24 protein-coding genes are annotated in these 24,434 nt (G+C 44.4%); all 24 read left to right on the top strand.

Going from position 1 to position 24,434, the window contains the following annotated elements; genetic code table 11:
* Nucleotides 1–277: 277 nt before the first annotated feature.
* Entirely contained in the window at nt 278–1,468 is a 1,191-nt protein-coding gene (locus E2626_RS02015; RefSeq protein WP_134379108.1) for a galactokinase, read from the top strand.
* On the top strand, nt 1,465–2,484 hold the full coding sequence (locus E2626_RS02010; protein WP_134379106.1) for an aldose epimerase family protein: 1,020 nt from the start codon (nt 1,465–1,467) through the stop codon (nt 2,482–2,484). Before E2626_RS02015 ends, E2626_RS02010 begins: the two co-directional genes overlap by 4 nt.
* A 15-nt stretch (nt 2,485–2,499) precedes the next feature.
* Nucleotides 2,500–4,290, top strand: a complete 1,791-nt coding sequence (locus E2626_RS02005) for a glycoside hydrolase family 2 protein (RefSeq protein WP_134379104.1) — start codon at nt 2,500–2,502, stop codon at nt 4,288–4,290.
* A gap of 20 nt (nt 4,291–4,310) precedes the next feature.
* The gene (galE, locus tag E2626_RS02000; RefSeq protein WP_134379102.1) at nt 4,311–5,318 is read left to right on the top strand and encodes a UDP-glucose 4-epimerase GalE; all 1,008 of its coding nucleotides are present in this window, start codon (nt 4,311–4,313) and stop codon (nt 5,316–5,318) included.
* Nucleotides 5,319–5,322: 4 nt separating this feature from the next.
* Nucleotides 5,323–6,822, top strand: a complete 1,500-nt coding sequence (gene galT, locus E2626_RS01995) for a UDP-glucose--hexose-1-phosphate uridylyltransferase (protein ID WP_134379100.1) — start codon at nt 5,323–5,325, stop codon at nt 6,820–6,822.
* Nucleotides 6,823–6,885: 63 nt separating this feature from the next.
* Nucleotides 6,886–7,890, top strand: coding sequence for a LacI family DNA-binding transcriptional regulator (locus tag E2626_RS01990; RefSeq protein WP_134379098.1), 1,005 nt, complete (start codon nt 6,886–6,888; stop codon nt 7,888–7,890).
* A gap of 332 nt (nt 7,891–8,222) precedes the next feature.
* Nucleotides 8,223–8,675, top strand: a complete 453-nt coding sequence (locus E2626_RS01985; RefSeq protein WP_134379096.1) for a low molecular weight protein arginine phosphatase — start codon at nt 8,223–8,225, stop codon at nt 8,673–8,675.
* Nucleotide 8,676: 1 nt separating this feature from the next.
* Complete coding sequence (rpiB, locus tag E2626_RS01980; protein ID WP_134379094.1) at nt 8,677–9,120, top strand: ribose 5-phosphate isomerase B; 444 nt, start codon at nt 8,677–8,679, stop codon at nt 9,118–9,120.
* Between the two features lie 24 nt (nt 9,121–9,144).
* Nucleotides 9,145–9,678: a TIGR01440 family protein gene (locus E2626_RS01975; protein ID WP_134379092.1), complete on the top strand. Its 534-nt coding sequence runs from the start codon at nt 9,145–9,147 to the stop codon at nt 9,676–9,678.
* Nucleotides 9,679–10,184: 506 nt separating this feature from the next.
* The gene (glyA, locus tag E2626_RS01970) at nt 10,185–11,420 is read left to right on the top strand and encodes a serine hydroxymethyltransferase (RefSeq protein WP_134379090.1); all 1,236 of its coding nucleotides are present in this window, start codon (nt 10,185–10,187) and stop codon (nt 11,418–11,420) included.
* Between the two features lie 569 nt (nt 11,421–11,989).
* Entirely contained in the window at nt 11,990–12,619 is a 630-nt protein-coding gene (gene upp, locus E2626_RS01965; protein ID WP_134379088.1) for a uracil phosphoribosyltransferase, read from the top strand.
* A gap of 23 nt (nt 12,620–12,642) precedes the next feature.
* Nucleotides 12,643–13,788, top strand: coding sequence for a non-hydrolyzing UDP-N-acetylglucosamine 2-epimerase (wecB, locus tag E2626_RS01960; protein ID WP_134379082.1), 1,146 nt, complete (start codon nt 12,643–12,645; stop codon nt 13,786–13,788).
* A gap of 647 nt (nt 13,789–14,435) precedes the next feature.
* On the top strand, nt 14,436–14,654 hold the full coding sequence (locus E2626_RS01955; protein ID WP_134379080.1) for an AtpZ/AtpI family protein: 219 nt from the start codon (nt 14,436–14,438) through the stop codon (nt 14,652–14,654).
* A 4-nt stretch (nt 14,655–14,658) separates the two neighbouring features.
* Nucleotides 14,659–15,045: an ATP synthase subunit I gene (locus E2626_RS01950; protein WP_134379078.1), complete on the top strand. Its 387-nt coding sequence runs from the start codon at nt 14,659–14,661 to the stop codon at nt 15,043–15,045.
* Between the two features lie 5 nt (nt 15,046–15,050).
* Nucleotides 15,051–15,761: a F0F1 ATP synthase subunit A gene (atpB, locus tag E2626_RS01945; protein WP_134379076.1), complete on the top strand. Its 711-nt coding sequence runs from the start codon at nt 15,051–15,053 to the stop codon at nt 15,759–15,761.
* 87 nt (nt 15,762–15,848) lie between these two features.
* Nucleotides 15,849–16,061 (top strand): F0F1 ATP synthase subunit C, encoded by a 213-nt coding sequence (gene atpE, locus E2626_RS01940; protein ID WP_039813889.1) that lies wholly within the window; start codon nt 15,849–15,851, stop codon nt 16,059–16,061.
* A 285-nt stretch (nt 16,062–16,346) separates the two neighbouring features.
* Nucleotides 16,347–16,865 (top strand): F0F1 ATP synthase subunit B, encoded by a 519-nt coding sequence (gene atpF, locus E2626_RS01935; protein ID WP_134379074.1) that lies wholly within the window; start codon nt 16,347–16,349, stop codon nt 16,863–16,865.
* A complete protein-coding gene (locus tag E2626_RS01930) occupies nt 16,862–17,398 on the top strand; it encodes a F0F1 ATP synthase subunit delta (RefSeq protein WP_134379072.1) in 537 nt (178 codons plus the stop codon). The genes atpF and E2626_RS01930 overlap by 4 nt, the downstream gene beginning before the upstream one ends.
* Nucleotides 17,399–17,424: 26 nt before the next feature.
* Nucleotides 17,425–18,933 carry a F0F1 ATP synthase subunit alpha gene (atpA, locus tag E2626_RS01925; protein WP_134379070.1) on the top strand — a complete coding sequence of 503 codons (1,509 nt, stop codon included), beginning with the start codon at nt 17,425–17,427 and terminating at the stop codon, nt 18,931–18,933.
* 39 nt (nt 18,934–18,972) lie between these two features.
* Nucleotides 18,973–19,836 carry a F0F1 ATP synthase subunit gamma gene (locus tag E2626_RS01920; protein WP_134379068.1) on the top strand — a complete coding sequence of 288 codons (864 nt, stop codon included), beginning with the start codon at nt 18,973–18,975 and terminating at the stop codon, nt 19,834–19,836.
* Nucleotides 19,837–20,117: 281 nt separating this feature from the next.
* Nucleotides 20,118–21,527 (top strand): F0F1 ATP synthase subunit beta, encoded by a 1,410-nt coding sequence (gene atpD, locus E2626_RS01915; RefSeq protein WP_134379066.1) that lies wholly within the window; start codon nt 20,118–20,120, stop codon nt 21,525–21,527.
* A 22-nt stretch (nt 21,528–21,549) separates the two neighbouring features.
* On the top strand, nt 21,550–21,954 hold the full coding sequence (locus E2626_RS01910; RefSeq protein WP_134379064.1) for a F0F1 ATP synthase subunit epsilon: 405 nt from the start codon (nt 21,550–21,552) through the stop codon (nt 21,952–21,954).
* Between the two features lie 347 nt (nt 21,955–22,301).
* Nucleotides 22,302–22,532, top strand: coding sequence for a DUF1146 family protein (locus E2626_RS01905; RefSeq protein ID WP_134379062.1), 231 nt, complete (start codon nt 22,302–22,304; stop codon nt 22,530–22,532).
* A gap of 450 nt (nt 22,533–22,982) precedes the next feature.
* Nucleotides 22,983–24,293 carry a UDP-N-acetylglucosamine 1-carboxyvinyltransferase gene (gene murA, locus E2626_RS01900; protein WP_134379060.1) on the top strand — a complete coding sequence of 437 codons (1,311 nt, stop codon included), beginning with the start codon at nt 22,983–22,985 and terminating at the stop codon, nt 24,291–24,293.
* Nucleotides 24,294–24,434: the final 141 nt, after the last annotated feature.

Below are 24,434 nucleotides of genomic sequence, written 5' to 3'. Positions count from 1 at the left end.
TCCCCCTCAAGTTAAAAGTTTAGTTAACAATCGTTTTATTAACTAAAACAAATGTAAACTAAAAGCGCTTACATTGTCAACTTTATTTTTTGATAATTTAATAACCTTGTAACATTATTACGTATTAATCCCTTAATAGTAAGGTTTTTCGAATTAAAATAGTTAGTTGATTTAGTAAAACTTATTTTAGTTTTACGTTGACTTTTACTAAAAATAAATTATAATTATGAATATGTTTAGTTTTATTAATCAGTATCAATGATAAGGAGGATGCCAGATGAACGTGTACGACTTAAAACAGTCTTTTATCTCTATATTTAATGAATCACCTGAACGTTTGTTTTTTGCGCCGGGTAGAATTAACCTGATCGGGGAACATACGGATTATAATGGAGGAAAAGTATTTCCGCTGGCGATTACATATGGAACTTACGCCTATGTGAAGCAGCGTAATGATAAGAAGATCAGATTGGCATCTAAAAACTTTCCGCAAACAGGCATCATTACAGCTTCTCTGGATGAGCTTGAAAAGAACACTGAAATTGAGTGGGTGAACTATCCGCTGGGAGTCATACACTTTTTAAAAGAAAGCGGTTACAAAATAAATCAAGGCTTTGACGTGTTATTTGAAGGTAATATTCCGAATGGTGCTGGTCTTTCATCATCTGCTTCTATTGAAATGGCAGCCGGTGTAATGGCAAAAGGATTAGCCGGACTGACAATTTCACAGGTTGAACTGATAAAGTTGTGTCAGCGTGTTGAAAACGAATTCATCGGTGTAAATAGCGGGATTATGGATCAGTTTGCAATCGGAATGGGGAAGCAGGGACAGGCGCTATGGCTTGATTGTGACACGCTGAAGTTTGAATATGCACCGATTGAACTTAAATATGAAAAAATCGTGATTATGAATACCAATAAAAGAAGAGAACTCGCATCGTCAAAATATAATGAACGTCGTGCTGAATGCGAGCGGGCTTTAGAAATGATACAAAACCATGTAGAAGTCGAGAGCCTGGGTGAACTTTCAGTTGACCAGCTCTCAGAGGTGGAGGTATGGCTCGATGATTCACTTCTATATAAAAGAGTCAAACATGTCGTAACTGAAAATGAGCGCACGAAGCAGGCTTATGTTTCTTTAAAAGCGGGCGACCTTGATCACGTAGGTCAACTGATGAATGCCTCCCACCAGTCTTTAAAGGTAGATTATGAAGTGACCGGAGAAGAGCTGGATACGTTAGCGGAATTTGCTCAAACGCAGCCAGGTGTAATAGGCGCCAGAATGACAGGAGCGGGCTTTGGTGGTTGTGCAATTGCGATTGTAAAAACGGATAATGTTGATGACTTGATTAAAAATACGAGAAGTCATTATCAGGACCGCATTGGCTATGGTCCGGACTTTTATGTCGCTTCAGTTGGAGACGGTGCAAAAGAGATTTCTATTAAAGGAGCTGAACAGACAGGATGATATCACAAAAAGAAATTGCAACACATAATGGGCAAAAGGTTATTAAATACACAATTGAAAACAAAAATGGCGTGCAGCTGTCAGCGCTGAATTACGGTTGCATCATCACTGAATGGATTACACCTGATAAAGATGGAAAACAGGACAATATTGTTCTCGGCTATAATGATTTCTCCAGATATTTAACAGACTCACCGTACTTCGGGGCAATTGTCGGGCGTTTTGCAGGCCGAATTGAAAACGCAGCTTTTAAGTTAGATGACGAAATCTTCAACCTTGAGAAAAATGACGGTGAAAACTCACTGCATGGTGGGGAAGAAGGGTTCGATAAAAAGATTTGGGCAGTAACTGAAAAAGACGATACGTTAGTGTTTCATCTGACAAGCCCTCATTTAGATGAAGGATTCCCCGGAGAACTGAATGTGCAGGTGAGTTACACGCTGACAGATGATGATGAACTTAAAATTAACTATGAAGCAACAGCTGACAGAAAAACAGTTGTCAACCTGACGAATCATACTTACTTTAACCTGACAGGAACTCTTGAACCGGTTATGAATCACGAGCTGCAGATTCCGGCAGATGCTTATCTGCCGCTAAATGAAAACCTGATTCCGACAGGAGAACAAAGAAACGTAGAGAATACGCCTTTTGATTTCCGTGAACCGAAAAAGCTGGCAGATGCTTTGGACATCCAGCATCAACAAATTAAAATTGGTGGGAACGGCTATGACCATCCGTTTTTATTAAATGAAGGAACGATTCAGCTGAGTGAGCCGAGAAGCAGAAGGCGACTATCTCTTCGTACAGATCAACCAGCTGTCGTTTTTTATTCGGGTAATCAGCTTGGAGCTGAAGGTGAGATGCGCGGTGAGAAGATAAAGGCGCACTCAGGAATGTGTCTGGAAACGCAGGGCTTGCCAAATGCAGTGAATGAGCCTTCTTTTCCAACATGTGAGTTGTCTCCGGGGGAAACATACAGTGCTGAAACGGTTTATCGATTAACTACATACTAAAAGGAGTGGAAAGTAATGAGAACAGAATATCCTCGTCCGCAATTTGTACGTCAAGACTGGCTTAGTTTAAATGGAGAATGGGATTTCGCTTTTGATGATCAGCATAAAGGGCTGAGTGAAAAGTGGTATCAGAGCAGTGAAGCATTTGACCGTAAAATCCAGGTTCCATTTGCTTTTCAGACTGAATTAAGTGGGGTATACGATAAAACGTTCCATGATGTTGTATGGTATCAGCGTAAAGTGGATATTCCTGCTGACTGGAGCGGCAAGCAGTTGATTCTTCACTTCGGAGCTGTGGACTACCAGGCGAAAGTTTATGTGAATCACGAACTTGCTGGGGAGCACACAGGGGGACATACGTCTTTTTCTTTTGATATTACACATTTAGCTGGTGAAGAAGCGGTTATTACGGTTCGTGCCTATGACCCATCAAAAGATGAAACTATTCCAAGAGGCAAGCAATTCTGGAAAGAGGAAATCGAGTCGATCTGGTATACAAATACGACAGGAATCTGGCAGTCAGTATGGCTTGAAGCTGTACCTGAAGCTTCTCTGAACCATGTACGTCTCACACCAGACCTGGATAAAGGTGATATTGAAGCTGAATTTGACTATTCAGATGCAGCGATTGGCAAATGGGCTGACGTTTCAATTTCATTTAAAGGAACGTCTATTGTAAAAGAGCGGTTTTTAATTAACGAAGCCTATGTAAAACGCACTTTTAATGTATTCGGTCAGCATATTTTTCATACCGGATTCCATCATAAGGGCATGACCTGGTCACCTGAAAATCCTCAATTATTTGATATGACAATAAAAGTTTTGGACGAAGCAGCAGTGTATGATCAGGTGGACACTTACTTTGGAATGAGAAAGGTTCATACAGAGGATGGAATGGTCTATCTGAATAATAAACCATACTACCAGCGTCTTGTACTTGATCAGGGATACTGGCGAAAAGGTTTATTGACGGCACCTGATGATCAGGACTTCAAGCGGGATATCGAACTGGCAAAAGAGCTCGGCTTTAATGGCTGCAGAAAGCATCAAAAAGTTGAGGATCCAAGATTTTTATACTGGGCAGATCAGCTTGGCTTCCTGGTATGGGGAGAGTGCGCAGCATCCGCATTTTACTCAGAAAAAGCAGCATCACGACTGGTAGAGGAATGGTCAGAAATTATCGAACGTGATTACAACCACCCATCGATTGTTGCCTGGGTTCCGCTGAATGAGAGCTGGGGTGTGCAAATGATCAGAACTGACAGCAAGCAGCAGCATCATTCACAGGCACTTTATCACCACCTGCACTCAATTGACCAGACACGCCTTGTTGTCGGTAATGACGGATGGGAGCAGACGGTAACTGATATCTGTGCGATTCATAACTACAACCACGGCAGTGACGATGAAAAAGCAAAAAGTGCCCATTTTAAAGAAGAACTCAGCACAAAAGAAAACTTGCTTTCATCACAGCCGGCAAAACGTAAAATATATGCCAATGGATTCAGCCATCAGGGAGAACCGATTTTATTAACAGAGTTTGGCGGGATCGGATTTATGACTGGCGAAGATAATGGCTGGGGCTATACATCGGTTAAAGATGAAAAAGATTATGTGGCAGATTACAAGCGGATCATGGATGCGGTCTATCATTCTGAAGCGCTGCATGGCTATTGCTATACTCAGCTGACAGATGTTGAGCAGGAGATTAATGGTATATTAACCTATGATAGAGAGCCGAAATGCAAAATCGAAGAGATTAGGGAAATCAATCTTCAATGGCATAATGAGATTAAATCGAAATAGGCGGATAAGGAGTGTTTAAAATGGCAGTACTTGTCACAGGTGGAGCGGGGTATATTGGAAGTCATGCAGTATTGGCACTGAAGAGAAGAGGATTTGAAACGGTTGTAGTTGATAGTCTGAAAACAGGTCACGGCGGGGCAGTCAGCAGCGATGATCAATTTTACGAAGGATCTTTGCATGATGGGGATTTTCTTGATCGTGTGTTTACGAATCATCATATTGACGCCGTCATTCATTTTGCTGCAAGCTCACTCGTAGGAGAAAGTGTTCAGAACCCTTTGAAATACTATGAAAATAATGTAGGCGGGGCGATTTCACTTCTTCAGGCAATGGAGCGTCACGGCGTGAAAAAGCTTGTGTTCTCTTCAACTGCAGCGACATATGGGGAGCCTGAAACAGACCTGTTAACAGAAGAAGACAGAGTGTCTCCGACAAACCCTTATGGAGAGACAAAGTTAGCTGTTGAAAAAATGTTGAAATGGTCAAGTGAAGCTTATGGTATTCACTCGATTTCGCTCAGGTATTTTAACGTTGCCGGGGCTGATCCTGAAGGTCTGAGAGGGGAAGATCATGACCCTGAAACGCACTTGATCCCAATCATTTTACAGGTGGCCCTTGGTCAGCGTGAACATATTAGTATATTTGGAAGCGATTATCCGACTCCTGATGGCACTTGTATCCGTGATTATATTCATGTGAGCGACCTGGTTGATGCACATCTTCTCGCGCTTGAAAAGCTGGAATCAGACCCTGAAACGACTGTCTTTAACCTTGGAAACGGTCAGGGATTCAGTGTAAAAGAAGTAATAGACACAGCACGTAAAGTGACGGGACATGACATTCCTGCAAAAGAAGAGGCACGCAGAGCGGGTGACCCTGCCAAACTGGTTGCTTCAGCTGATAAAGCAAAAGAAATACTGAAGTGGAGTCCAGTTTATACAAGCCTTCATGACATTATTGAAAGCGCCTGGAAATGGCACAGCCTGCATCCTCATGGGTATAACCTGGAGACCCGGAAAGGAGACTGACAAAATGATTTCATTACAAATCGAACGCCTGCTACAGTTTGCTGTGCACCAGCGAATGATTGAGCAAGCCGACATAGATTATGCCAGAAACAGAATCCTTTCTTTACTGAAGTTTGACGCACCGGAAGAAACAGTTGTTCCTGATGAACAACTGGATACACCGGTGCCTGTACTGAACGAAATACTTAGCTGGGCCGAAGGTGAACTTAATGTAATCAGCGTTACTGAAAAAGATCAGCTGGATGCAGCAATTATGAATTGTTTGATGCCGAGACCGTCTGAACTGAATCAGAAGTTTTTCTCTCTTTACCAGGACAACCCTGAAGAAGCGACGAAATTCTTTTATCAGTTGTCACAGCATGCAAATTATATCCGGACAAATCGCATTGCTAAAAATGAAAGCTGGTTTGCCAGCACCCCGTTTGGTGAACTTGAAATCACAATCAACCTTTCAAAGCCTGAAAAAGACCCTGCAGCAATAGCGGCTGAAAAGAAAGCAAAAAGTGTGGGTTATCCATCATGTTTACTATGTAAAGAAAACGTTGGGTATGATGGCAGAGCGAATCATCCGGCAAGGCAAAATCACCGGATTATACCGGTGACGCTTGAAGAAGAACAATGGTTTTTCCAGTACTCACCGTACGTCTATTATAATGAGCATGCCATTGTACTGAGTGAAGCGCATAAGCCGATGAAAGTCTCGCGAAAGAGTTTTGATAAGCTGTTAGCTTTTACAGAGCAATTTCCTCATTACTTCGTCGGTTCGAACGCAGACCTGCCAATTGTAGGAGGATCCATATTAAGCCATGACCATTTTCAGGCGGGGCACTATGAATTCCCAATGGCTTCAGCACCAGTAATAGAGCAGTTCAATTTTAATGGGTATGAAGACGTTGATGCTGGAATTGTTAAATGGCCAATGTCTGTTCTTAGGTTGCGGGGGAGAGACCGTTACAAAATCTCAAAACTTGCGGGAGAAGTGCTAGAGTCCTGGAAACACTATGAGGATCCGAAAGTGGATGTGTTAGCTTTTACTAACGGTGTGCCTCACAACACCATAACGCCAATAGCAAGAATGCGAGATGGGAAATTTGAAATCGATCTCGTATTGCGCAATAACCGCACAAGTGACGAGCATCCAGACGGAATTTTTCATCCTCATGAAGAACTTCACCATATCAAAAAAGAAAATATCGGCCTGATTGAAGTGATGGGGTTAGCTGTGCTTCCAGGCCGTTTGAAAGAAGAGCTTCAGCTGACTGCAGATTATCTTACTAACAAAGATCTCAATGGTTTAAAGCAGGATAAACGTACAGCCAAACATGCAGAATGGGCAGAGAAAATACTGGAATCGTGCACCCTTACTTCTGAAAATGCAATAGAGATTATTAAAGAAGAAACAGGGAAAGTATTTGAGAGAGTCCTTTCTCATGCTGGTGTATTTAAGCAAAATGAACAGGGACAGGAAGCATTTAAAAAATTCCTGAATTCAATAAATGACTAAAACCATTGAAGCTAATGACGTATAATAGAAAGTAAATGTTGTGAAAATGAATGGGTGGTAAAAATGGCAACTTTAAAAGATATTGCATCCAGAGCTAATGTATCGCTTGCAACAGTTTCAAGGGTGTTGAATAAAGATGAAAGTCTATCTGTTGCACATGAAACTAAGCAGCGGATCCTGCTAATTGCTGACGAGCTTAATTATCAGCCGGGTAAACGCAAGGTTGTGAAGAAGAAAACCGTACTTAGAATGGGTCTGATCTATTGGTATTCAAAAGAACAGGAAATGGAAGATCCGTATTATCTTTCAGTCCGCCTTGGCGTAGAACGCACCTGTTCAGAGCGCGGAATTGAAATCGTAAAGTATTACAAAAACGATCTTCGATTCAGATCAGCCGGGGAAGAGAAGCTAGATGGTATGATCGCGGTTGGCAAGTTCAGTCTATCTGATGTGGAACTATTTAATACTCTGACAGACAAACTTGTATTAGTAGATTTCACTCCTACCTCAAACGTTGATTCCATTGTTGTAGACTTCCGCTCCGCCATGATCGACGTTTTAAAGCATCTGATCGATCTCGGTCATGAGCGAATCGGTTACATTGGCGGGCATGAATATGTGCAGGATAATGAAATGATTAAAGACGAGCGAGAGACAACGTTTTTCGAATATTTGTCTATGTACCACACGTTTCACCCTGAATTCATATGGACTGGAAAGTTTACCGCGGCAGATGGATACACATTGATGAAGGAAGCGCTGAAACTTGATAACGGGCCAACCGCATTTATCATGGGAAGTGACTCCATGGCAATTGGTGCCATGCGTGCCCTACACGAAAAAGGCGTGCGTGTTCCTGAGCAGGTATCCGTTGTCGGTTTCAACGATATCGAAATGTCGCGCTACCTTCAGCCGTCGCTCACAACGATTCAGGTTCATACAGAATACATGGGCGAAGCAGCTGTTGACCTCCTGCTTGACCAGTTGTCATCTAAACGAAAGATTGCCAAGAAAGTCGTCCTGCCAACCACCCTTCTGGTTAGAGAGAGTAGCGGACCATTAAAATAGCGTAGACCCGGGTCTGTACCGGGTCTACTTTTTGTTTGTAGCGGTCCAGCCCCCCGTTCTTACTCCCGAACGTCGCATTCTCTCGGCTGACGGTCATATCAGCTGACTTGACGGTACGGCACGCCCGGATTGACAGTAGCGACTCCGGCGGCGACGGTAGCGAGAGCAGGCTTGACGGTCATATCGCGGCTGTTGATGGTGGTAAACGGCAAATCGACGGTCGTATCATTGCGATTGGTCGTCTAAGCATCTCCAGCACTCCCCAAAAGAAAAAGTGTCTGAAATATGATAGAATAAAGTGGAAGTGAGAATCCTAAAAAGGGGTCGTTTTCATGAGGATTTTATTTATTTGTACAGGGAATACTTGCAGAAGCCCGATGGCTGAAGCAATTTTAAATCATAGAGATGAACCGCAAATTGAAGTGCGTTCGGCAGGCCTTTTTGCAATGGAAGGCGGAATGGCATCACACAATGCCCAGCAGGTGCTTGAAGAGAATGGTCTGACACACCGGCACCGCTCGCATTCTGTCACGCAGGATGATGTCCACTGGGCAAATTATGTGTTTGCAATGACCAGTGCGCACAAAGCCTTGCTGATGGAGCAGTTTCCATTCGCCGCAGATCGCATTTTTACATTAAAAGAGTTTTCATCTGAGCGCGGATTGGATGTTTCTGATCCTTATGGAGGTTCAGTTGAAGTATACAGGTCTACATTTAACGAATTGAACAGACTGATGGATAGTATGATTACAAACCTAAATAAACAGGAACAGGGAGGATTTTAATATGAAAGTCGCATTAGCATCAGATCACGGTGGCACGAATCTGCGCAAGGAAATTGCAGATCTTTTAAATGAATTAAACATTGAATTTGAAGATTTCGGTTGTGATTGTGGGGGGTCCGTTGATTACCCTGACTACGCACTGCCGGTTGCGCAAAAAGTAGCTGGAGGAGAATTTGACCGCGGAATTCTGATTTGCGGTACAGGTATTGGCATGAGTATCGCAGCGAACAAGGTTAAAGGAATTCGCTGTGCGCTTGTGCATGATACGTTTAGCGCAAAAGCAACGCGCGGACACAATGATTCAAACATGCTGACGATGGGTGAGCGTGTGATTGGAGCGGGGCTTGCCCGTGAAATCGCAACGATCTGGCTGCAGGGCGAGTTCGAAGGCGGCCGTCACGAAAACCGAATTAATAAAATGAGTGAATATGAATTAAAGCAATAATTATTTTAGAAAGAAGGGCGCGCCATGAATAAAGAACTGCTGTCGATCCTTCAGGAATACCAGGAACAGGCTGCTTTAAAAGCCGGGCAGCTATTTGTCATAGGCTGTTCCACTTCTGAAGTCGTTGGCCGGAAAATTGGCACTTCCGGTACAGATGAAGTAGCTGAATCACTTTATAAAGCGTTTGAAGTATTTGCAGCTGACACAGGTATTCATCTTGCGTTTCAGGGCTGTGAGCACATTAATCGTGCATTGATTATTGAACGTGAAACGGCGGAACGGTTTGGGCTTGATGAAGTAACAGTCGTTCCAGTGAGAAGAGCAGGCGGCGCGATGGCATCATATGCATACCGTCATATGAAGGATCCCGTTGCAGTTGAGCGGATCCAGGCGCACGGCGGCATTGATATCGGTGATACTTTGATTGGCATGCACCTAAAACCGGTAGCCGTACCGGTTCGTGTCACTGCAAAATCGCTCGGTGAAGCCCATATCACACTTGCACGCACCCGCCCGAAACTTGTAGGTGGTGTACGTGCAGTATATGAACTTGAATAGAGGGATGGACAACCGGTCTTTTAGAGGCCGGTTGTTTTTAGGTTAAAAGAGTTATTGGCATGTGGGGGCGTGTGTGTTCAATTAAGGAGAGGGGTGAGCCGATTCAGGCAGGAGAAGAACCATAAAACTAGAGAGCTGTATCAATTATTCTGTGCAATCCGGTTGTTGATTTAATTAAGTTCGCCGGTGATTCAATGATTTCGATCGCTGACCCATATACCTTATGAAATGAACCAATTAATCTTCACGAACAGTAAAGCCCAATCCCGGCCGCCCGGCACAGGCTATAAAATCGTTTAACCTTAAAAGCAGCCGATCAAAATACAAAAATTCTTAAGGGATTTCCTGAAAACATTCGTCTCTTTGACCAAAAAAGCAAATGTAAGCGCATAACAACACCCATTATGTCAAAATCTCCATTTTCACATTACCAAAAAACATGTTAAGATGAAGAAGATTTTTGACCAAAGACGGGGACAGTCCCGGGACATGAGGGAGGATTCACAATGAATAAGATTCAACAGCAGGATCAGGCATTATTCGAAGCAATGCAGGATGAACTGAAGCGCCAGCGTACGAAAATCGAGCTGATCGCATCAGAGAATTTTGTTAGTGAAGCAGTCATGGAAGCGCAAGGATCAGTATTGACAAACAAATACGCAGAAGGTTACCCTGGGCGCCGCTATTATGGAGGCTGCGAGCACGTGGATGTAGCTGAAAACCTTGCACGCGATCGCGCGAAAGAAATTTTTGGCGCAGAGCATGCGAACGTTCAGCCGCACTCAGGTGCACAGGCTAATATGGCTGTTTATTTCTCAGTACTGAAGCCGGGCGACACAGTTCTCGGTATGAATCTGTCTCATGGAGGTCACTTAACGCACGGAAGTCCAGTAAACTTCAGTGGTGAACTATACAACTTTGTGGAATATGGTGTAGGTGAAAAAGACGAGCGGATTGACTATGAGGATGTTCGTCAAAAAGCGCTTGAACACAAACCAAAGCTGATTGTAGCAGGTGCAAGTGCATACTCGCGAACAATCGACTTTGCTAAATTCCGTGAAATCGCTGATGAAGTGGACGCATACCTAATGGTAGATATGGCGCATATCGCAGGGTTGGTTGCAACCGGTGCACACCCATCGCCAGTGCCACACGCACATTTTGTTACAACGACAACGCATAAAACACTGCGCGGCCCTCGCGGCGGCATGATTCTTTGTAAAGAAGAATTTGCGAAGAAAATCGATAAATCAATTTTCCCTGGTATTCAGGGTGGACCGCTTATGCATGTGATCGCTGCAAAAGCAGTTGCTTTCGGTGAAGCGCAGCAGCCTGACTTCAAAGACTATATTGATCAGGTCGTAAAAAATGCGAAGGCAATGGCAGAAGCATTTAAACAAAACGGTATTGATATCGTGTCTGACGGCACCGATAATCACCTTGTACTTGTAAACCTGCGTTCACTCAGTCTGACTGGTAAAGTAGCAGAAAAAGTACTTGATGATATCGGCGTTACGGTAAATAAAAATACAATTCCATTCGATCCTGAAAGCCCGTTCGTTACAAGTGGTATCCGTATCGGAACACCAGCTGTAACATCCCGCGGCTTCAAGGAAAAAGAAATGGAAGAAATCGCTGCCCTCATTGCAGATGTGCTTAAAAATCATGAAGACGAAGCGAAGCTGAAAGAAGCTTCTGTAAAAGTCGAAGAGATTACAAGCCGTTTTGCGCTATACGAGTAAGATTGAGAGACTGTCCTTGATTTGAGGGCAGTCTTTTTAGTGTCTGAAAGGCATGAAGAGGGTGACGTGGTGTATTGAAGGTGGCGGATCGTGCATCGGATTTGGAGAATAGCGACGTCGCGAGCGTGGATTGTGCACTCAACCCGAGTGTGTCGTACACTCGCTGGCGAAAATCGTGCATTCACCAGCGGAAGTTGTGCATCCGACGTCACACCGAACCAGGATTTAAGTTTCACAAATATTTAGTACAATTACCGTTCCATAACACTTCCCATACCTCATACGAACCTTTCTTGTAAAAAACCTGTAAGTGTGATAACTTTCGTAAGGATTTGCTTTATAATGATAGGAAGAAAAGTATTTACATAAAAGTTTTGTTAAAGTTCGTTTTTTATTAGCACAGCTGTGATTGGAGCGTAAGGCGGTGACTCCAGCGGGATATGACGGACAGGTGAGACCCCGCAAGGCGAAGCCTGAGGAGGCTCACCGCCGTCCCCGCGGAAAGCGTCCGCCTGAAGCGGAAATCAGCAGCCACCTTTAACAAAACCTATATAAAAGGAGTGACAGTTGTGGGTAAAGTATACGTATTTGATCATCCGCTGATTCAGCACAAGCTGACGCACATCCGTGATGAGCAGACTGGAACAAAAGATTTTCGTGAACTTGTAGATGAAGTAGCAACACTCATGGCATTTGAGATCACACGAGACCTTCCAATGGAAGAAATTGATTTGAAAACACCGGTAAGTAATACAAAAGGCAAAGTACTTTCAGGTAAAAAGCTTGCGATCGTACCTATCCTTCGTGCAGGAATAGGAATGGTGGATGGAATTCTGAAAATGATTCCAGCTGCAAAAGTCGGTCACGTTGGTCTATATCGTGATCCTGAAACATTAAAGCCAATTGAATATTACGTGAAGCTGCCGTCTGACGTGGAGGAGCGTGACTTCATTCTTGTTGATCCAATGCTTGCAACAGGGGGATCTGCAGTAGAAGCAATCAACTCCCTGAAAAAACGCGGTGCGAAAAACATTAAATTCCTATGCCTTGTAGCAGCTCCTGAAGGCGTTGAAGAAATTAAAAAAGAGCACGATGATGTAGACATTTACATCGCAGCACTTGATGAAAAACTTAACGAAAAAGGCTACATTGTCCCTGGTCTCGGTGACGCAGGCGACAGATTATTCGGAACAAAATAAGAGAATCAGTAAAGGAGTCTATTATGTCAAAACGCATAAAAGTCATGACGATCTTTGGCACGCGTCCTGAAGCCATCAAAATGGCCCCGCTCGTATTAGAGCTTAAAAAACAGGATCAATATTTCGAACCAATCGTGACTGTGACAGCCCAGCACCGTCAAATGCTTGACCAGGTAATGGACATTTTCGGCATCACGCCCGATCACGATTTAAATATTATGAAAGACCGTCAAACGCTCACAGGCATCACAACACGTGCGCTTGAAGGCCTTGACCGTATCATGAAAGAAACCAAGCCGGACATCGTGCTCGTTCACGGTGATACTACGACAACATTCGTAGCAGGGCTTGCGGCATTTTACAATCAGATCGCAGTCGGTCACGTTGAAGCCGGCCTGCGTACATGGAATAAATACTCTCCATACCCGGAAGAAATGAATCGTCAGCTGACTGGTGTCATGGCAGACCTTCATTTTGCACCGACTGATCAGTCTGCCAAAAACCTGCTTCAGGAAAATAAACCTGAAGAAAATATCTTTGTGACAGGTAATACAGCAATTGACGCTTTATCTACGACTGTAAATGAAGATTACCAGAGTGACATTCTTGATCAGCTAAATGGAGACCGTCTAATTCTCGTGACAGCGCACCGCAGAGAAAATCTTGGTGAGCCGATGAAAAACATGTTCCGCGCAATTAAGCGCGTGGTGGACGAACAAAAAGATGTACAGGTTGTGTATCCAGTCCATATGAACCCGGCAGTTCGTGAAATCGCGCAGGAGATTCTTGGTGGAGACGATCGCATTCATCTGATCGAACCACTTGATGTGATCGACTTCCACAACTTTGCATCAAAAGCGCATCTCATCCTGACAGACTCAGGCGGCGTTCAGGAAGAAGCACCGTCACTTGGTGTACCGGTACTCGTGCTTCGTGACACGACTGAGCGTCCTGAAGGAATTGATGCAGGCACGCTGAAACTAGCAGGCATTGAAGAAGAACAGATCTACACGATGGCAACTGAACTGCTGACAAATGACGACAGCTATCAGGCAATGTCAAAAGCATCAAATCCTTACGGTGACGGAAAAGCCTCTGCCCGAATCGCAGAAGCAATCCGCTACTATTTCAAAGAAACAGATCAGCGTCCGGATATATTCCGTGTGTAAAAAAGAGGCTGGAACACAAATTGTGTTTCAGCCTCTTAATCATTTCGCTGCTCTTCAGGCGGACGCTTTCCTGGATGAGCCGTTTTGTGGCTCCATCAGGCCTACTCAGGCAAGCCTTGCGGGGTCTCATCTTCCAACTAATCGTCCCGGAGTCGCCGCCTTACGCTACGCTGCATTAAGATTTCAATAATAAATAGTTTTACAACTATTAATGTATATAAACATTAACTTAATGTTCTTTTTGTATGCTATATCAGCTGACACTCGGAGCAGAGGACGAAGACTCCTGCGGAAAAACGATCGGACGAGACCCCGCAGTGAAGTGGTCTTCTGAACGAGGAGGCTCGAACGTTCGTCCGCGGAAAGCGAAGTCCTCTGCGGAGAGTGACAGCGGTTATAAGGACACACCCTGACCCCGAAAACAAGTATGAAACATACATCAAAAAAGCGGTTTGTCAAAAATGTGAACAGACATACATCTATATGTGATCAGTTGAACTTTTTGTCGAGTACGCGTTGACATCATATAGTGCCTATTGTATGCTTTTAAAGGGTATAATGATAAGGTTTTCATAACGATAAAAAAACGTTAAAAACCCTTGTATATCCGCCCTCAAATTCCATTCTCAGATTGTGAGGATGCACTCATGCGTCAGTCAAGACGTCCGTTCCATGCGATGGTCCTTTACACGGCCATTCTGTCACAATTAACTGGTTCCATGCTCGTCGGAATTTTCGGCGGCAGGTGGCTTGATCACCAATGGAATTCAGAACCACTGTTTATGATCATCGGATTACTTCTGGGTTTATCAGCAGGAATCTATGCGATGCTTCGCACAGTGAAACAATTCGACTCAGGAGAGTAGCTAAATGCCTGACATTAGAAAGCACTTTTTGCGGTACACCAGGTACATATTTTACTTGTTATCGATTTTTGTCCTTTGCTGGGGATTTACACCTTTCCCGGATGTTTTTCTCGGTTTAATACTGGGAACTTCTTTCAGCCTGCTTAATCTTTGGCTAATGAAGAACAGAATGGAAAAGTTTGACCGTGCAATGGATGAAGGAAAGAAAGTGCGTTCGCTTGGAACTTTATCACGTATGGCTTCAGCAGGGGTAGCGGTGCTCATTGCACTGGAATTTCCGGAATTCATTCATTTGATTTCCACTGTATTTGGATTAATGATGGTTTATTTCGTCATTATGATAGATTATGTATTGCAGCAAGTCCTACACAAGAAGCGGGAAGAGAGGTGAAATAAATGAATCATGAAGCGCCATTAGCAGAATTTCTGGGGCTGACCTTTAATCTCTCCAATGTCTTAATGATTACCGTCGCATCGGCAATTGTATTTCTGATTGCAGTCTTATCCACGCGCGCCCTGGCTATGAAGCCAACCGGGATGCAGAACTTTATGGAGTGGATCATGGACTTTGTACGGAACATCATCAAGAGTAACATGGATTGGAAAACCGGAGGAAGCTTTCACATTTTAGGGATTACACTCATTATGTACGTTGCGATTTCAAACTTTTTAGGTTTACCGTTTGCGATTACATATGATCACTATCTCTGGTGGAAATCACCGACAGCTGATCCAATCGTTACAATGACACTTGCTGTTATGGTAATTGCACTTACGCATTACTATGGCATACGCATGAAAGGCTTCCGCGAATACGGAAAAGACTTTTTCCGTCCAATGGGTTTCTTATTCCCGCTTAAGATTATTGAAGAATTTGCAAACACATTAACACTTGGTTTGCGTCTTTACGGTAACATCTATGCAGGTGAGATCTTACTCGGTCTGCTTGCAGGAAGTCTTGCTACAGGTTTCTTCGGTCACATCGCAGCCGTTATTCCAACGCTTGCATGGCTTGGTTTCTCCGTCTTTATCGGTGGTATCCAGGCATTCATTTTCGTAATGTTAACGATGGTTTATATGGCGCACAAAGTGAGCTCTGACCATTAATATATTTACCTGTTCAGTTACTGAACAAACATTTAAACAAAAATTACTTACCCACAACAAGGAGGATATACCCAAATGACAGGTTCAATTGGTCTTTTAGCAGCAGCATTAGCAGTAGGTTTAGCAGCACTAGGTGCAGGTATCGGTAACGGTATGATCGTATCTAAAACAGTAGAAGGTATCGCACGTCAACCAGAAGCCCGCGGTATGCTTCAAACAACAATGTTTATCGGGGTAGCACTAGTTGAGGCCGTTCCGATCATCGCCGTAGTTATCGCGTTCATCGTACAAGGTCAATAATATTGAACATAAAATGGCGAAGATCACTCAGTGACATGCTTCGCCATTTTTTACAGAACATCTGATTTCAAAAAGTATCTCTATCTATTATAACGGCTGACTGGAGCGTAAGGCGGCGACTCCAGCATGAACGACGGACAGGTGAGACCCCGCAAGGCGAAGCCTGAGGAGGCTCACCGCCGTCCATGCGGAAAGCGTCCGCCTGAAGCGGAAGTCAGCCACGTCTTATGAAATAAGTAACTAACTTTCCGTATTTGACTGACTTCTGAAGGGAGTGAAACGAGCGTGTTCACACTTGATGCATTTGTACTTGGGGCCAGCGGCTTCAGTGAGGGAGACATCCTTTTCCAATTAGCGATGTTCATCATCTTACTAGCATTACTAAAGAAATTCGCATGGGGTCCATTAATGGGCATCATGAAACAGCGTGAAGACCACATTGCCGGCGAAATCGAAGCGGCTGAAAAAAGCCGTACAGAAGCGAAGCAGCAGCTTGAAGAGCAGCGCCAGCTTTTGAAAGAAGCTCGTCAGGATGCGCAGGAACTGATTGAAAACGCCCGCAAACAGGGTGATGCTCAGCGTGAAGAGATTGTTCTTGCAGCGCGTGCAGAATCAGAGCGTATGAAAGAGGCAACACTTCGCGAAATCGAGACAGAAAAAGACCAGGCAGTTGCAGCACTGCGCGAGCAGGTCGCAACACTTTCAGTACTGGTTGCTTCTAAAGTAATTGAAAAAGAATTGACAGTTGCAGAACAACAGCAGCTGATTGACGAAACAATTGCAAAGGCAGGGGATCTGCGATGAGCAAATCGACTGCAGCATCACGTTACGCTCAGGCACTTTTTGAGCTGGCGGTAAAGCAAGGACAGACTGATCAGATTGAAGAAGACCTTCGCACAGTCCGGGAAGTTTTTATTAAAACTCCTGAACTTTCGAAAGTCCTTCAATCACCTAAGTGGTCGAAAGATGAGAAGAAGCAGCTGATCGGGAAATCGTTCAGCGGCATCTCAAGTCATGTGCTGAATACCATCTATATTCTGATTGACCGCCGCCGTAACAATGAAGTAACGGAGATGGCTACTGAATATATTAATCGTGCACTTGATGCGCGCGGCACAGCGATTGCACATGTATCATCAGCAACAAAATTATCTGACGCAGACAAGGAAGCAATTTCTGCTTCATTTGCTCCGAAAGTCGGAAAACAGCGTCTTGACATTCATAATCACGTAGACTCAGCACTTCTTGGCGGCATTCGCATTCGCATCGGGAACCGTATTTTCGACGGCACCCTTCGCAATAAGCTAAATCGTCTTGAAAGTGAACTGAAACGATAAGATCCACGAAATGAGGGGTGACATTCATGAGCATCAAAGCTGAAGAAATCAGCGCGCTGATTAAACAGCAGATTGAAAACTATCAATCGGATATCGAAGTAACGGAGGTCGGTACAGTTATCGAAATTGGTGACGGTATCGCACGTGCTCATGGCCTTGATAACGTTATGGCTGGAGAGCTTGTTGAATTCTCTAACGGCGTTATGGGTATGGCGCAAAACCTTGAGCAAAACAATGTCGGTATCATTATTCTTGGACCATACCGAGACATTAAAGAAGGCGACGAAGTTCGCCGTACAGGCCGTATCATGGAAGTTCCAGTTGGAGAAGAAATGATCGGTCGCGTAGTAAACCCGCTTGGACAGCCAGTTGATGGGCTTGGGCCTATCAGCACGTCTAAATCACGTCCAATTGAAAGCCCGGCACCAGGCGTAATGGCACGTAAGTCAGTACACGAGCCTTTACAGACTGGTATCAAAGCGATCGATGCACTTGTACCAATCGGCCGCGGACAGCGTGAGTTAATCATCGGTGACCGTCAGACTGGTAAAACATCTGTAGCAATCGATACAATCCTGAACCAGAAAGACCAGGACATGATCTGTATCTATGTTGCAATCGGACAAAAAGAATCAACAGTACGTGGTACAGTTGAAACGCTTCGTAAGCACGGGGCACTTGATTACTCAATCGTTGTAACGGCATCAGCATCACAGCCTGCACCGCTATTGTTCCTTGCTCCGTATACTGGAGTAACAATGGGTGAAGAATTCATGATTAATGGCAAGCACGTGCTTGTTGTATATGATGACTTAACGAAACAGGCATCTGCATACCGTGAACTTTCATTACTATTACGCCGTCCTCCAGGTCGTGAAGCATATCCTGGTGACGTATTCTACCTTCACAGCCGTCTTCTTGAGCGTGCAGCGAAGCTGAATGAAACATTGGGCTCAGGTTCAATCACAGCCCTGCCATTCGTTGAAACACAAGCCGGAGATATCTCTGCTTACATTCCAACGAACGTAATCTCAATCACTGACGGTCAGATTTTCCTTCAGTCAGATCTATTCTTCTCGGGTGTACGTCCAGCGATCAACGCCGGTCTTTCAGTATCCCGTGTTGGTGGATCAGCACAGATCAAAGCGATGAAGAAGGTATCAGGTACACTGCGTCTTGACCTTGCAGCATACCGTGAGCTTGAAGCATTCGCACAGTTCGGTTCTGACCTTGACAAAGCAACTCAGGCAAAGCTGAACCGTGGTGCACGTACTGTAGAAGTATTGAAGCAGGACCTGAACAAGCCGCTTAAAGTAGAAAAACAGGTTATGATCCTTTATTCATTAACAAGAGGACACCTTGATGATATTCCAGTAGAAGACATTCGCCGTTTCGAAAACGAATTCCTGAGCTGGATGGATCAAAACCACAAAGAACTGCTGGATCACATCCGCACAACGCAAGGTCTGCCTGAAGACAGTGATATGGAAGCAGCGATCAACGGATTCAAGAAGACTTTTGCTAAAAGCGAGTAAGTAGACCAGCAATTCAACATTAAAGGGTGGTGAGAACCAGTGGCATCGTTACGCGATATTAAAAACAGAATCACGTCGACGAAAAAGACAAGTCAAATCACGAAAGCAATGGAAATGGTATCCGCATCCAAACTGTCCCGTGCAGAGGATAACGCGAAATCATTCAACCCTTACATGAACAAGATTCAGGAAGTGGTTGCTTCTATTGCAACAGGCGCGAAGGACGCATCACACCCGATGCTGGAAAACCGTCCCGTGAAAAAGACAGCTTACCTCGTGATCACATCTGACAGAGGACTTGCAGGAGCTTATAACTCCAATGTGATCCGTTCAGCAATGAATGCGATTAACAGCCGTCACTCTAGCAAAGATGAATATGTCATCCTTGCAATCGGACGTGTAGGACGTGACTTCTTTGCAAAAAGAGGCATGAATATCATCGATAGCATCATTGGATTACCCGACCAGCCAAGCTTTGCTGATGTGAAAGAAATTACGGGGAAAGCAGTGGGCATGTATGCAGACGAAGCTTTCGACGAGCTTTACATGTACTACAACCACTTCGTCAGCGCAATTTCACAGGAAGTAACAGAGAAGAAGGTTCTCCCTCTTACAGATGTAGCCGCTGAAACTAGCGCAATGACATCTTACGAGTTTGAACCATCACCTGAAGCAATCCTGGAAGTGCTTTTACCACAATACGCAGAAAGCCTGATCTATGGCGCACTGCTTGACGGTAAAGCAAGTGAACACGCTGCCCGTATGACAGCAATGAAGAGTGCAACGGACAACGCCAAAGATCTTATCGATTCACTATCATTATCATACAACCGTGCCCGCCAGGCCGCGATTACTCAAGAAATCACCGAAATCGTCGGCGGCGCAGCAGCACAGGAAAACTAATATAAATCCAGATTGACTTCCTGTATTCTTAACAGTTTCAGGTAGCTTTGTCTGAAACGTACTAAGACTTTTTCAGAGAGTTGACCGGAGAGAAGGGCGACGACTCCAGCGGGATAAGACGGACAGGTGAGACCCCGCAAGGCGAAGCCTGAGGAGGCTCACCGCCGTCCCCGCGGAAAGCGTTCGCCCTGAACGGAGGTCAATCTCTCGTTATTAAAGACATATTAAGTTCAGCCGGGCTTTCCCGCTCGGCTTCCATAAGCAAGCTAGGAGGGAAAATGATGAATAAAGGACGCGTTTTACAGGTCATGGGTCCAGTTGTTGACATTAAGTTTGACAATGGCCAGCTGCCTGATATTTATAACGCTCTAACAGTAGCATCCGGTTCAGCAGAAGCCGATGTACTAACGTTAGAAGTAGCACTTCACCTTGGTGATGATGCTGTTCGTACCATTGCGATGTCCTCCACAGACGGCATCCAGCGCGGAGCAGAAGTAACGGACCTTGGTTCACCAATTACTGTTCCTGTTGGAGATGCTACACTTGGACGCGTATTCAACGTACTTGGAGAAGCGATTGACCTTGCAGGAGATGTAGATGCAAGCGTTCAGCGTGATCCGATTCACCGTTTAGCACCAACTTTTGAACAGCTTTCAACTGATACAGAAATCCTTGAAACTGGGATCAAAGTAGTAGATCTGCTTGCTCCATACATCAAGGGTGGTAAAATCGGTCTCTTCGGAGGAGCTGGTGTTGGTAAAACCGTACTGATTCAGGAACTGATCAACAACATCGCACAAGAGCACGGCGGTATCTCGGTATTCGCAGGTGTTGGAGAGCGTACTCGTGAAGGAAATGACCTTTTCCACGAGATGACTGATTCAGGCGTTATTAAGAAAACAGCAATGGTATTTGGACAGATGAATGAGCCGCCGGGTGCGCGTATGCGTGTTGCCCTGTCAGGTCTGACAATGGCAGAATTCTTCCGTGATGAGCAAGGACAGGATGTTCTACTGTTCATCGATAACATTTTCCGTTTCACGCAGGCAGGTTCTGAGGTATCAGCCCTTCTAGGCCGTATGCCATCAGCCGTTGGTTACCAGCCGACACTTGCGACTGAAATGGGTCAGCTTCAAGAGCGTATCACGTCGACAAATGTCGGTTCAGTAACATCGATCCAGGCGATCTACGTACCTGCCGATGACTACACTGACCCTGCACCGGCGACAACATTCGCCCACCTTGATGCAACGACAAACCTTGAGCGTAAGCTTTCTGAAATGGGTATCTACCCAGCCGTTGACCCGCTTGCTTCAACATCACGCGCACTGTCTCCTGAGATCGTTGGAGAAGAGCATTACGGTATAGCACGTGAAGTTCAGCAGACGCTTCAGCGTTACAAAGAGCTTCAGGATATCATTGCCATCCTGGGAATGGATGAGCTTCAGGAAGAAGATAAGATGATCGTTGGACGCGCACGTCGTATCCAGTTCTTCCTATCACAAAACTTCCACGTAGCAGAGCAGTTTACAGGCCAGAAAGGTTCTTATGTACCTGTTAAAGAAACAATCGCAGGATTCAAAGACATTCTTGCAGGTAAATACGATCACCTTCCGGAAGATGCATTCCGTCTAGTTGGACGCATTGAGGATGTACTCGAATCTGCTAAGAAGATGGGCGTAGAAGTATAATTAGGGACCAGGAGGGAAAAAAATGAAGACCGTTAACGTCAATATCGTTACTCCCGATGGCCCTGTGTACGAGTCTGCTGTAGAAATGGTGAGCACAAAAGCTCAGAGCGGGGAGCTCGGCATTTTGCCAGGGCACATCCCGATGGTTGCACCGCTTGAGATCGGTGCTGTCCGATTGAAAAAAGAAGGACGCACTGAACTTGTAGCACTAACCGGCGGATTTTTAGAAGTCCGTCCTGAGCAGGTAACAATTCTGGCGCAGGCAGCAGAGCCGGCAACTGAAATTGATATCGAGCGTGCGAAAGAAGCCAGGCAGCGGGCAGAGCGCCTTCTGCAGGCCCAACAGGACAACGTTGACTTCAAACGCGCAGAACTTGCACTTCGTCGTGCAATGAACCGCATTGATGTATACGAAAACAAAATGTAACTGATTTAACCGGCACCCTCCCCGGAATGGCTTCCAAGCCAGGCCGGTACAGGGGCCGGTTTTTTTATTTGGATTCTATAAATGGACTTGGGTTGCAGTGTGGGTTTTTTACATTATTTAGGTGTAACGGTGGGGTCGGAGTTGACCGTGCCACTTTTACAATCATTCCATAAATGAACCACTGACTCCGACCCCACTGTGTCGCCCAAATTACCGGTAAACATTTATCCTCCAGAAGAGGACTGACATCATACTTTATGAGCATTTTTACAAACTACGGACACATTCTCATTGAATTCTAAGTATTCTCTGTTAGAATGACAAAGTTGGCAGAAAGGGGTCGGACTATGGAAGAGTTTGGACAGCAGGCGCTTTTGAGCATGATGATCCACTTAATTTTCATCGCTTTAACATTCTGGTCAATGCAGGCGCTGCGATTTGATAAAGCAATCAGACCTAACCGTGTACTGCAGGCAAGAGTACTTTTTATTCTGGTCAGCATTGCAATCGGATCATCAGTAGCAAATTTCTTTTTATCTTACACAAATTGGTCCCAACAGTTACCGTATCTCTGGTAGCCACAAAATTGTCACAATGAAAAGGTTTTCATGTTGTAAAAACGTTCAATTTTGTAAAAATGAGTGTTTTTTATCTATTAAATTAGGAAGAAATGGTTTAACTTTATATAGGTGTGGAATAGTCAAGCATACGCAACTAAACCGGCAGGGGCTATCTGAAACTCTTCATATATAAGAGAACAGAGTGTATATAAAGGCAGAAACTTTAGCCGATATAAAGGATATGGCAAGTGAAAATAATGTCAAATTGCCATGAATCATGACTTTCTTCTCTTGTATTAAAGAGTTTTAGAATGATAAATTTGTAATGTTTTAGTATGAAAGTTCACTAGTATTTGAGACGTTTATTGAATCTGGCCTATTGCGGGATTGAAGAAGATGATATCACTTCAGTCACTTACGTTGAATATGAATAGTATTATGAGAATGAAGACGCGGAGGGGAACTCACTTGGAAAAAATTATCGTACGCGGCGGGAACACGCTGCAAGGTACAGTTAAAGTAGAAGGCGCTAAAAACGCAGTTCTTCCAATATTAGCAGCAGCACTTTTAGCAGGTAAAGGTAAAAGTACTTTACTGGAAGTACCTGCACTATCGGATGTAACGACAATTAATCAGGTGCTGTCACATTTGAATGCAGATGTGAGCTATACAAAGGAAGAAAATAAAGTAATCGTGGATGCAAGCAGCAAGCTGGCTCTGGAAGCACCATTTGAATATGTACGTAAGATGCGTGCATCAGTTCAGGTTATGGGACCACTTCTAGCAAGAAATGGTCATGCACGAGTTGCACTTCCTGGCGGCTGTGCAATCGGTTCAAGACCAATCGATCTTCACCTGAAAGGGTTTGAAGCGATGGGCGCAGTAGTAAATGTTGGTAATGGCTTTATTGAAGCAAAAACTGACGGACGTCTGAAAGGCGCAAAAATTTATCTGGACTTCCCAAGTGTAGGTGCTACTGAAAATATTATGGCAGCAGCAACACTTGCAGAAGGCACAACAGTGATTGAAAATTGCGCGAAAGAACCTGAAATTGTTGATATGGCAAATTATATGAACAAAATGGGCGCTAAAATCAAGGGTGCCGGTACAGATACAATTCGAATCGAAGGTGTAGAAGAACTGCACGGTGCAGAACACACAATCATTCCTGATCGTATCGAAGCCGGAACATTCATGGTGGCAGCAGCCATTACTGAAGGAAACGTACTGATTGAAAATGCTGTCCCTGAACATTCAGCATCAGTCATTGCGAAGCTGAAAGAAATGGGCGTAACAGTCATTGAAGAAAATGAAGGCGTTCGTGTTATCGGAAACGGTAACCTTAAATCAGTCGACATTAAAACAATGCCTCACCCGGGCTTCCCGACTGATATGCAGTCACAGATGATGGCACTTATGCTGAATGCTAATGGAACAGGCGTTATTACTGAAACAGTATTTGAAAACCGCTTCATGCACGTAGAAGAATTCCGCCGCATGAATGCAAGTGTGAAAATCGAAGGACGTTCAGTTATTATGAACGGACCAAGTGACTTACAGGGAGCAGAAGTAGCAGCAACTGACCTGAGAGCAGGAGCAGCACTGATCCTTGCAGGCCTTGTAGCAGATGGTTACACACAAGTTACTGAATTAAAACACCTTGACCGTGGCTATGTGAATTTCCACGAAAAGCTAGTGGCACTTGGTGCAAACGTAGAACGTGTAAGTGAAGAAACAGAAGCTAGAGCAGAAGCAGCTGCAACAGCAGTACGCGTATAATTTTACAGAACTCATACTTCTTATTCTTATACCATCACGATCATCTAATTGATTATACGTTTATACAGGCAGTATACACACGCAAAGCCGTGAGTATACTGCTTTTTTTTATTTTGTGCAGACTTACCTCTGCACTGAAGT

The sequence above is a fragment of the Jeotgalibacillus salarius genome, assembly GCF_004405125.1.
GTDB classification, from domain to species: Bacteria; Bacillota; Bacilli; order Bacillales; family Jeotgalibacillaceae; genus Jeotgalibacillus; species Jeotgalibacillus salarius.
Note: the sequence above shows the minus strand (reverse complement) of the source record. Positions and strands in the feature narration are given on the sequence as shown.

Bases quoted from the DNA above. Each gene is read 5' to 3' on its own strand.
- E2626_RS02015 (WP_134379108.1), top strand. From the start codon at position 278: ATGAACGTGTACGACTTAAAACAGTCTTTTATCTCTATATTTAATGAA.
- E2626_RS02010 (WP_134379106.1), top strand. From the start codon at position 1,465: ATGATATCACAAAAAGAAATTGCAACACATAATGGGCAAAAGGTTATT.
- E2626_RS02005 (WP_134379104.1), top strand. From the start codon at position 2,500: ATGAGAACAGAATATCCTCGTCCGCAATTTGTACGTCAAGACTGGCTT.
- galE (WP_134379102.1), top strand. From the start codon at position 4,311: ATGGCAGTACTTGTCACAGGTGGAGCGGGGTATATTGGAAGTCATGCA.
- galT (WP_134379100.1), top strand. From the start codon at position 5,323: ATGATTTCATTACAAATCGAACGCCTGCTACAGTTTGCTGTGCACCAG.
- E2626_RS01990 (WP_134379098.1), top strand. From the start codon at position 6,886: ATGGCAACTTTAAAAGATATTGCATCCAGAGCTAATGTATCGCTTGCA.
- E2626_RS01985 (WP_134379096.1), top strand. From the start codon at position 8,223: ATGAGGATTTTATTTATTTGTACAGGGAATACTTGCAGAAGCCCGATG.
- rpiB (WP_134379094.1), top strand. From the start codon at position 8,677: ATGAAAGTCGCATTAGCATCAGATCACGGTGGCACGAATCTGCGCAAG.
- E2626_RS01975 (WP_134379092.1), top strand. From the start codon at position 9,145: ATGAATAAAGAACTGCTGTCGATCCTTCAGGAATACCAGGAACAGGCT.
- glyA (WP_134379090.1), top strand. From the start codon at position 10,185: ATGAATAAGATTCAACAGCAGGATCAGGCATTATTCGAAGCAATGCAG.
- wecB (WP_134379082.1), top strand. From the start codon at position 12,643: ATGTCAAAACGCATAAAAGTCATGACGATCTTTGGCACGCGTCCTGAA.
- E2626_RS01955 (WP_134379080.1), top strand. From the start codon at position 14,436: ATGCGTCAGTCAAGACGTCCGTTCCATGCGATGGTCCTTTACACGGCC.
- E2626_RS01950 (WP_134379078.1), top strand. From the start codon at position 14,659: ATGCCTGACATTAGAAAGCACTTTTTGCGGTACACCAGGTACATATTT.
- atpB (WP_134379076.1), top strand. From the start codon at position 15,051: ATGAATCATGAAGCGCCATTAGCAGAATTTCTGGGGCTGACCTTTAAT.
- E2626_RS01930 (WP_134379072.1), top strand. From the start codon at position 16,862: ATGAGCAAATCGACTGCAGCATCACGTTACGCTCAGGCACTTTTTGAG.
- atpA (WP_134379070.1), top strand. From the start codon at position 17,425: ATGAGCATCAAAGCTGAAGAAATCAGCGCGCTGATTAAACAGCAGATT.
- atpD (WP_134379066.1), top strand. From the start codon at position 20,118: ATGAATAAAGGACGCGTTTTACAGGTCATGGGTCCAGTTGTTGACATT.
- E2626_RS01910 (WP_134379064.1), top strand. From the start codon at position 21,550: ATGAAGACCGTTAACGTCAATATCGTTACTCCCGATGGCCCTGTGTAC.
- E2626_RS01905 (WP_134379062.1), top strand. From the start codon at position 22,302: ATGGAAGAGTTTGGACAGCAGGCGCTTTTGAGCATGATGATCCACTTA.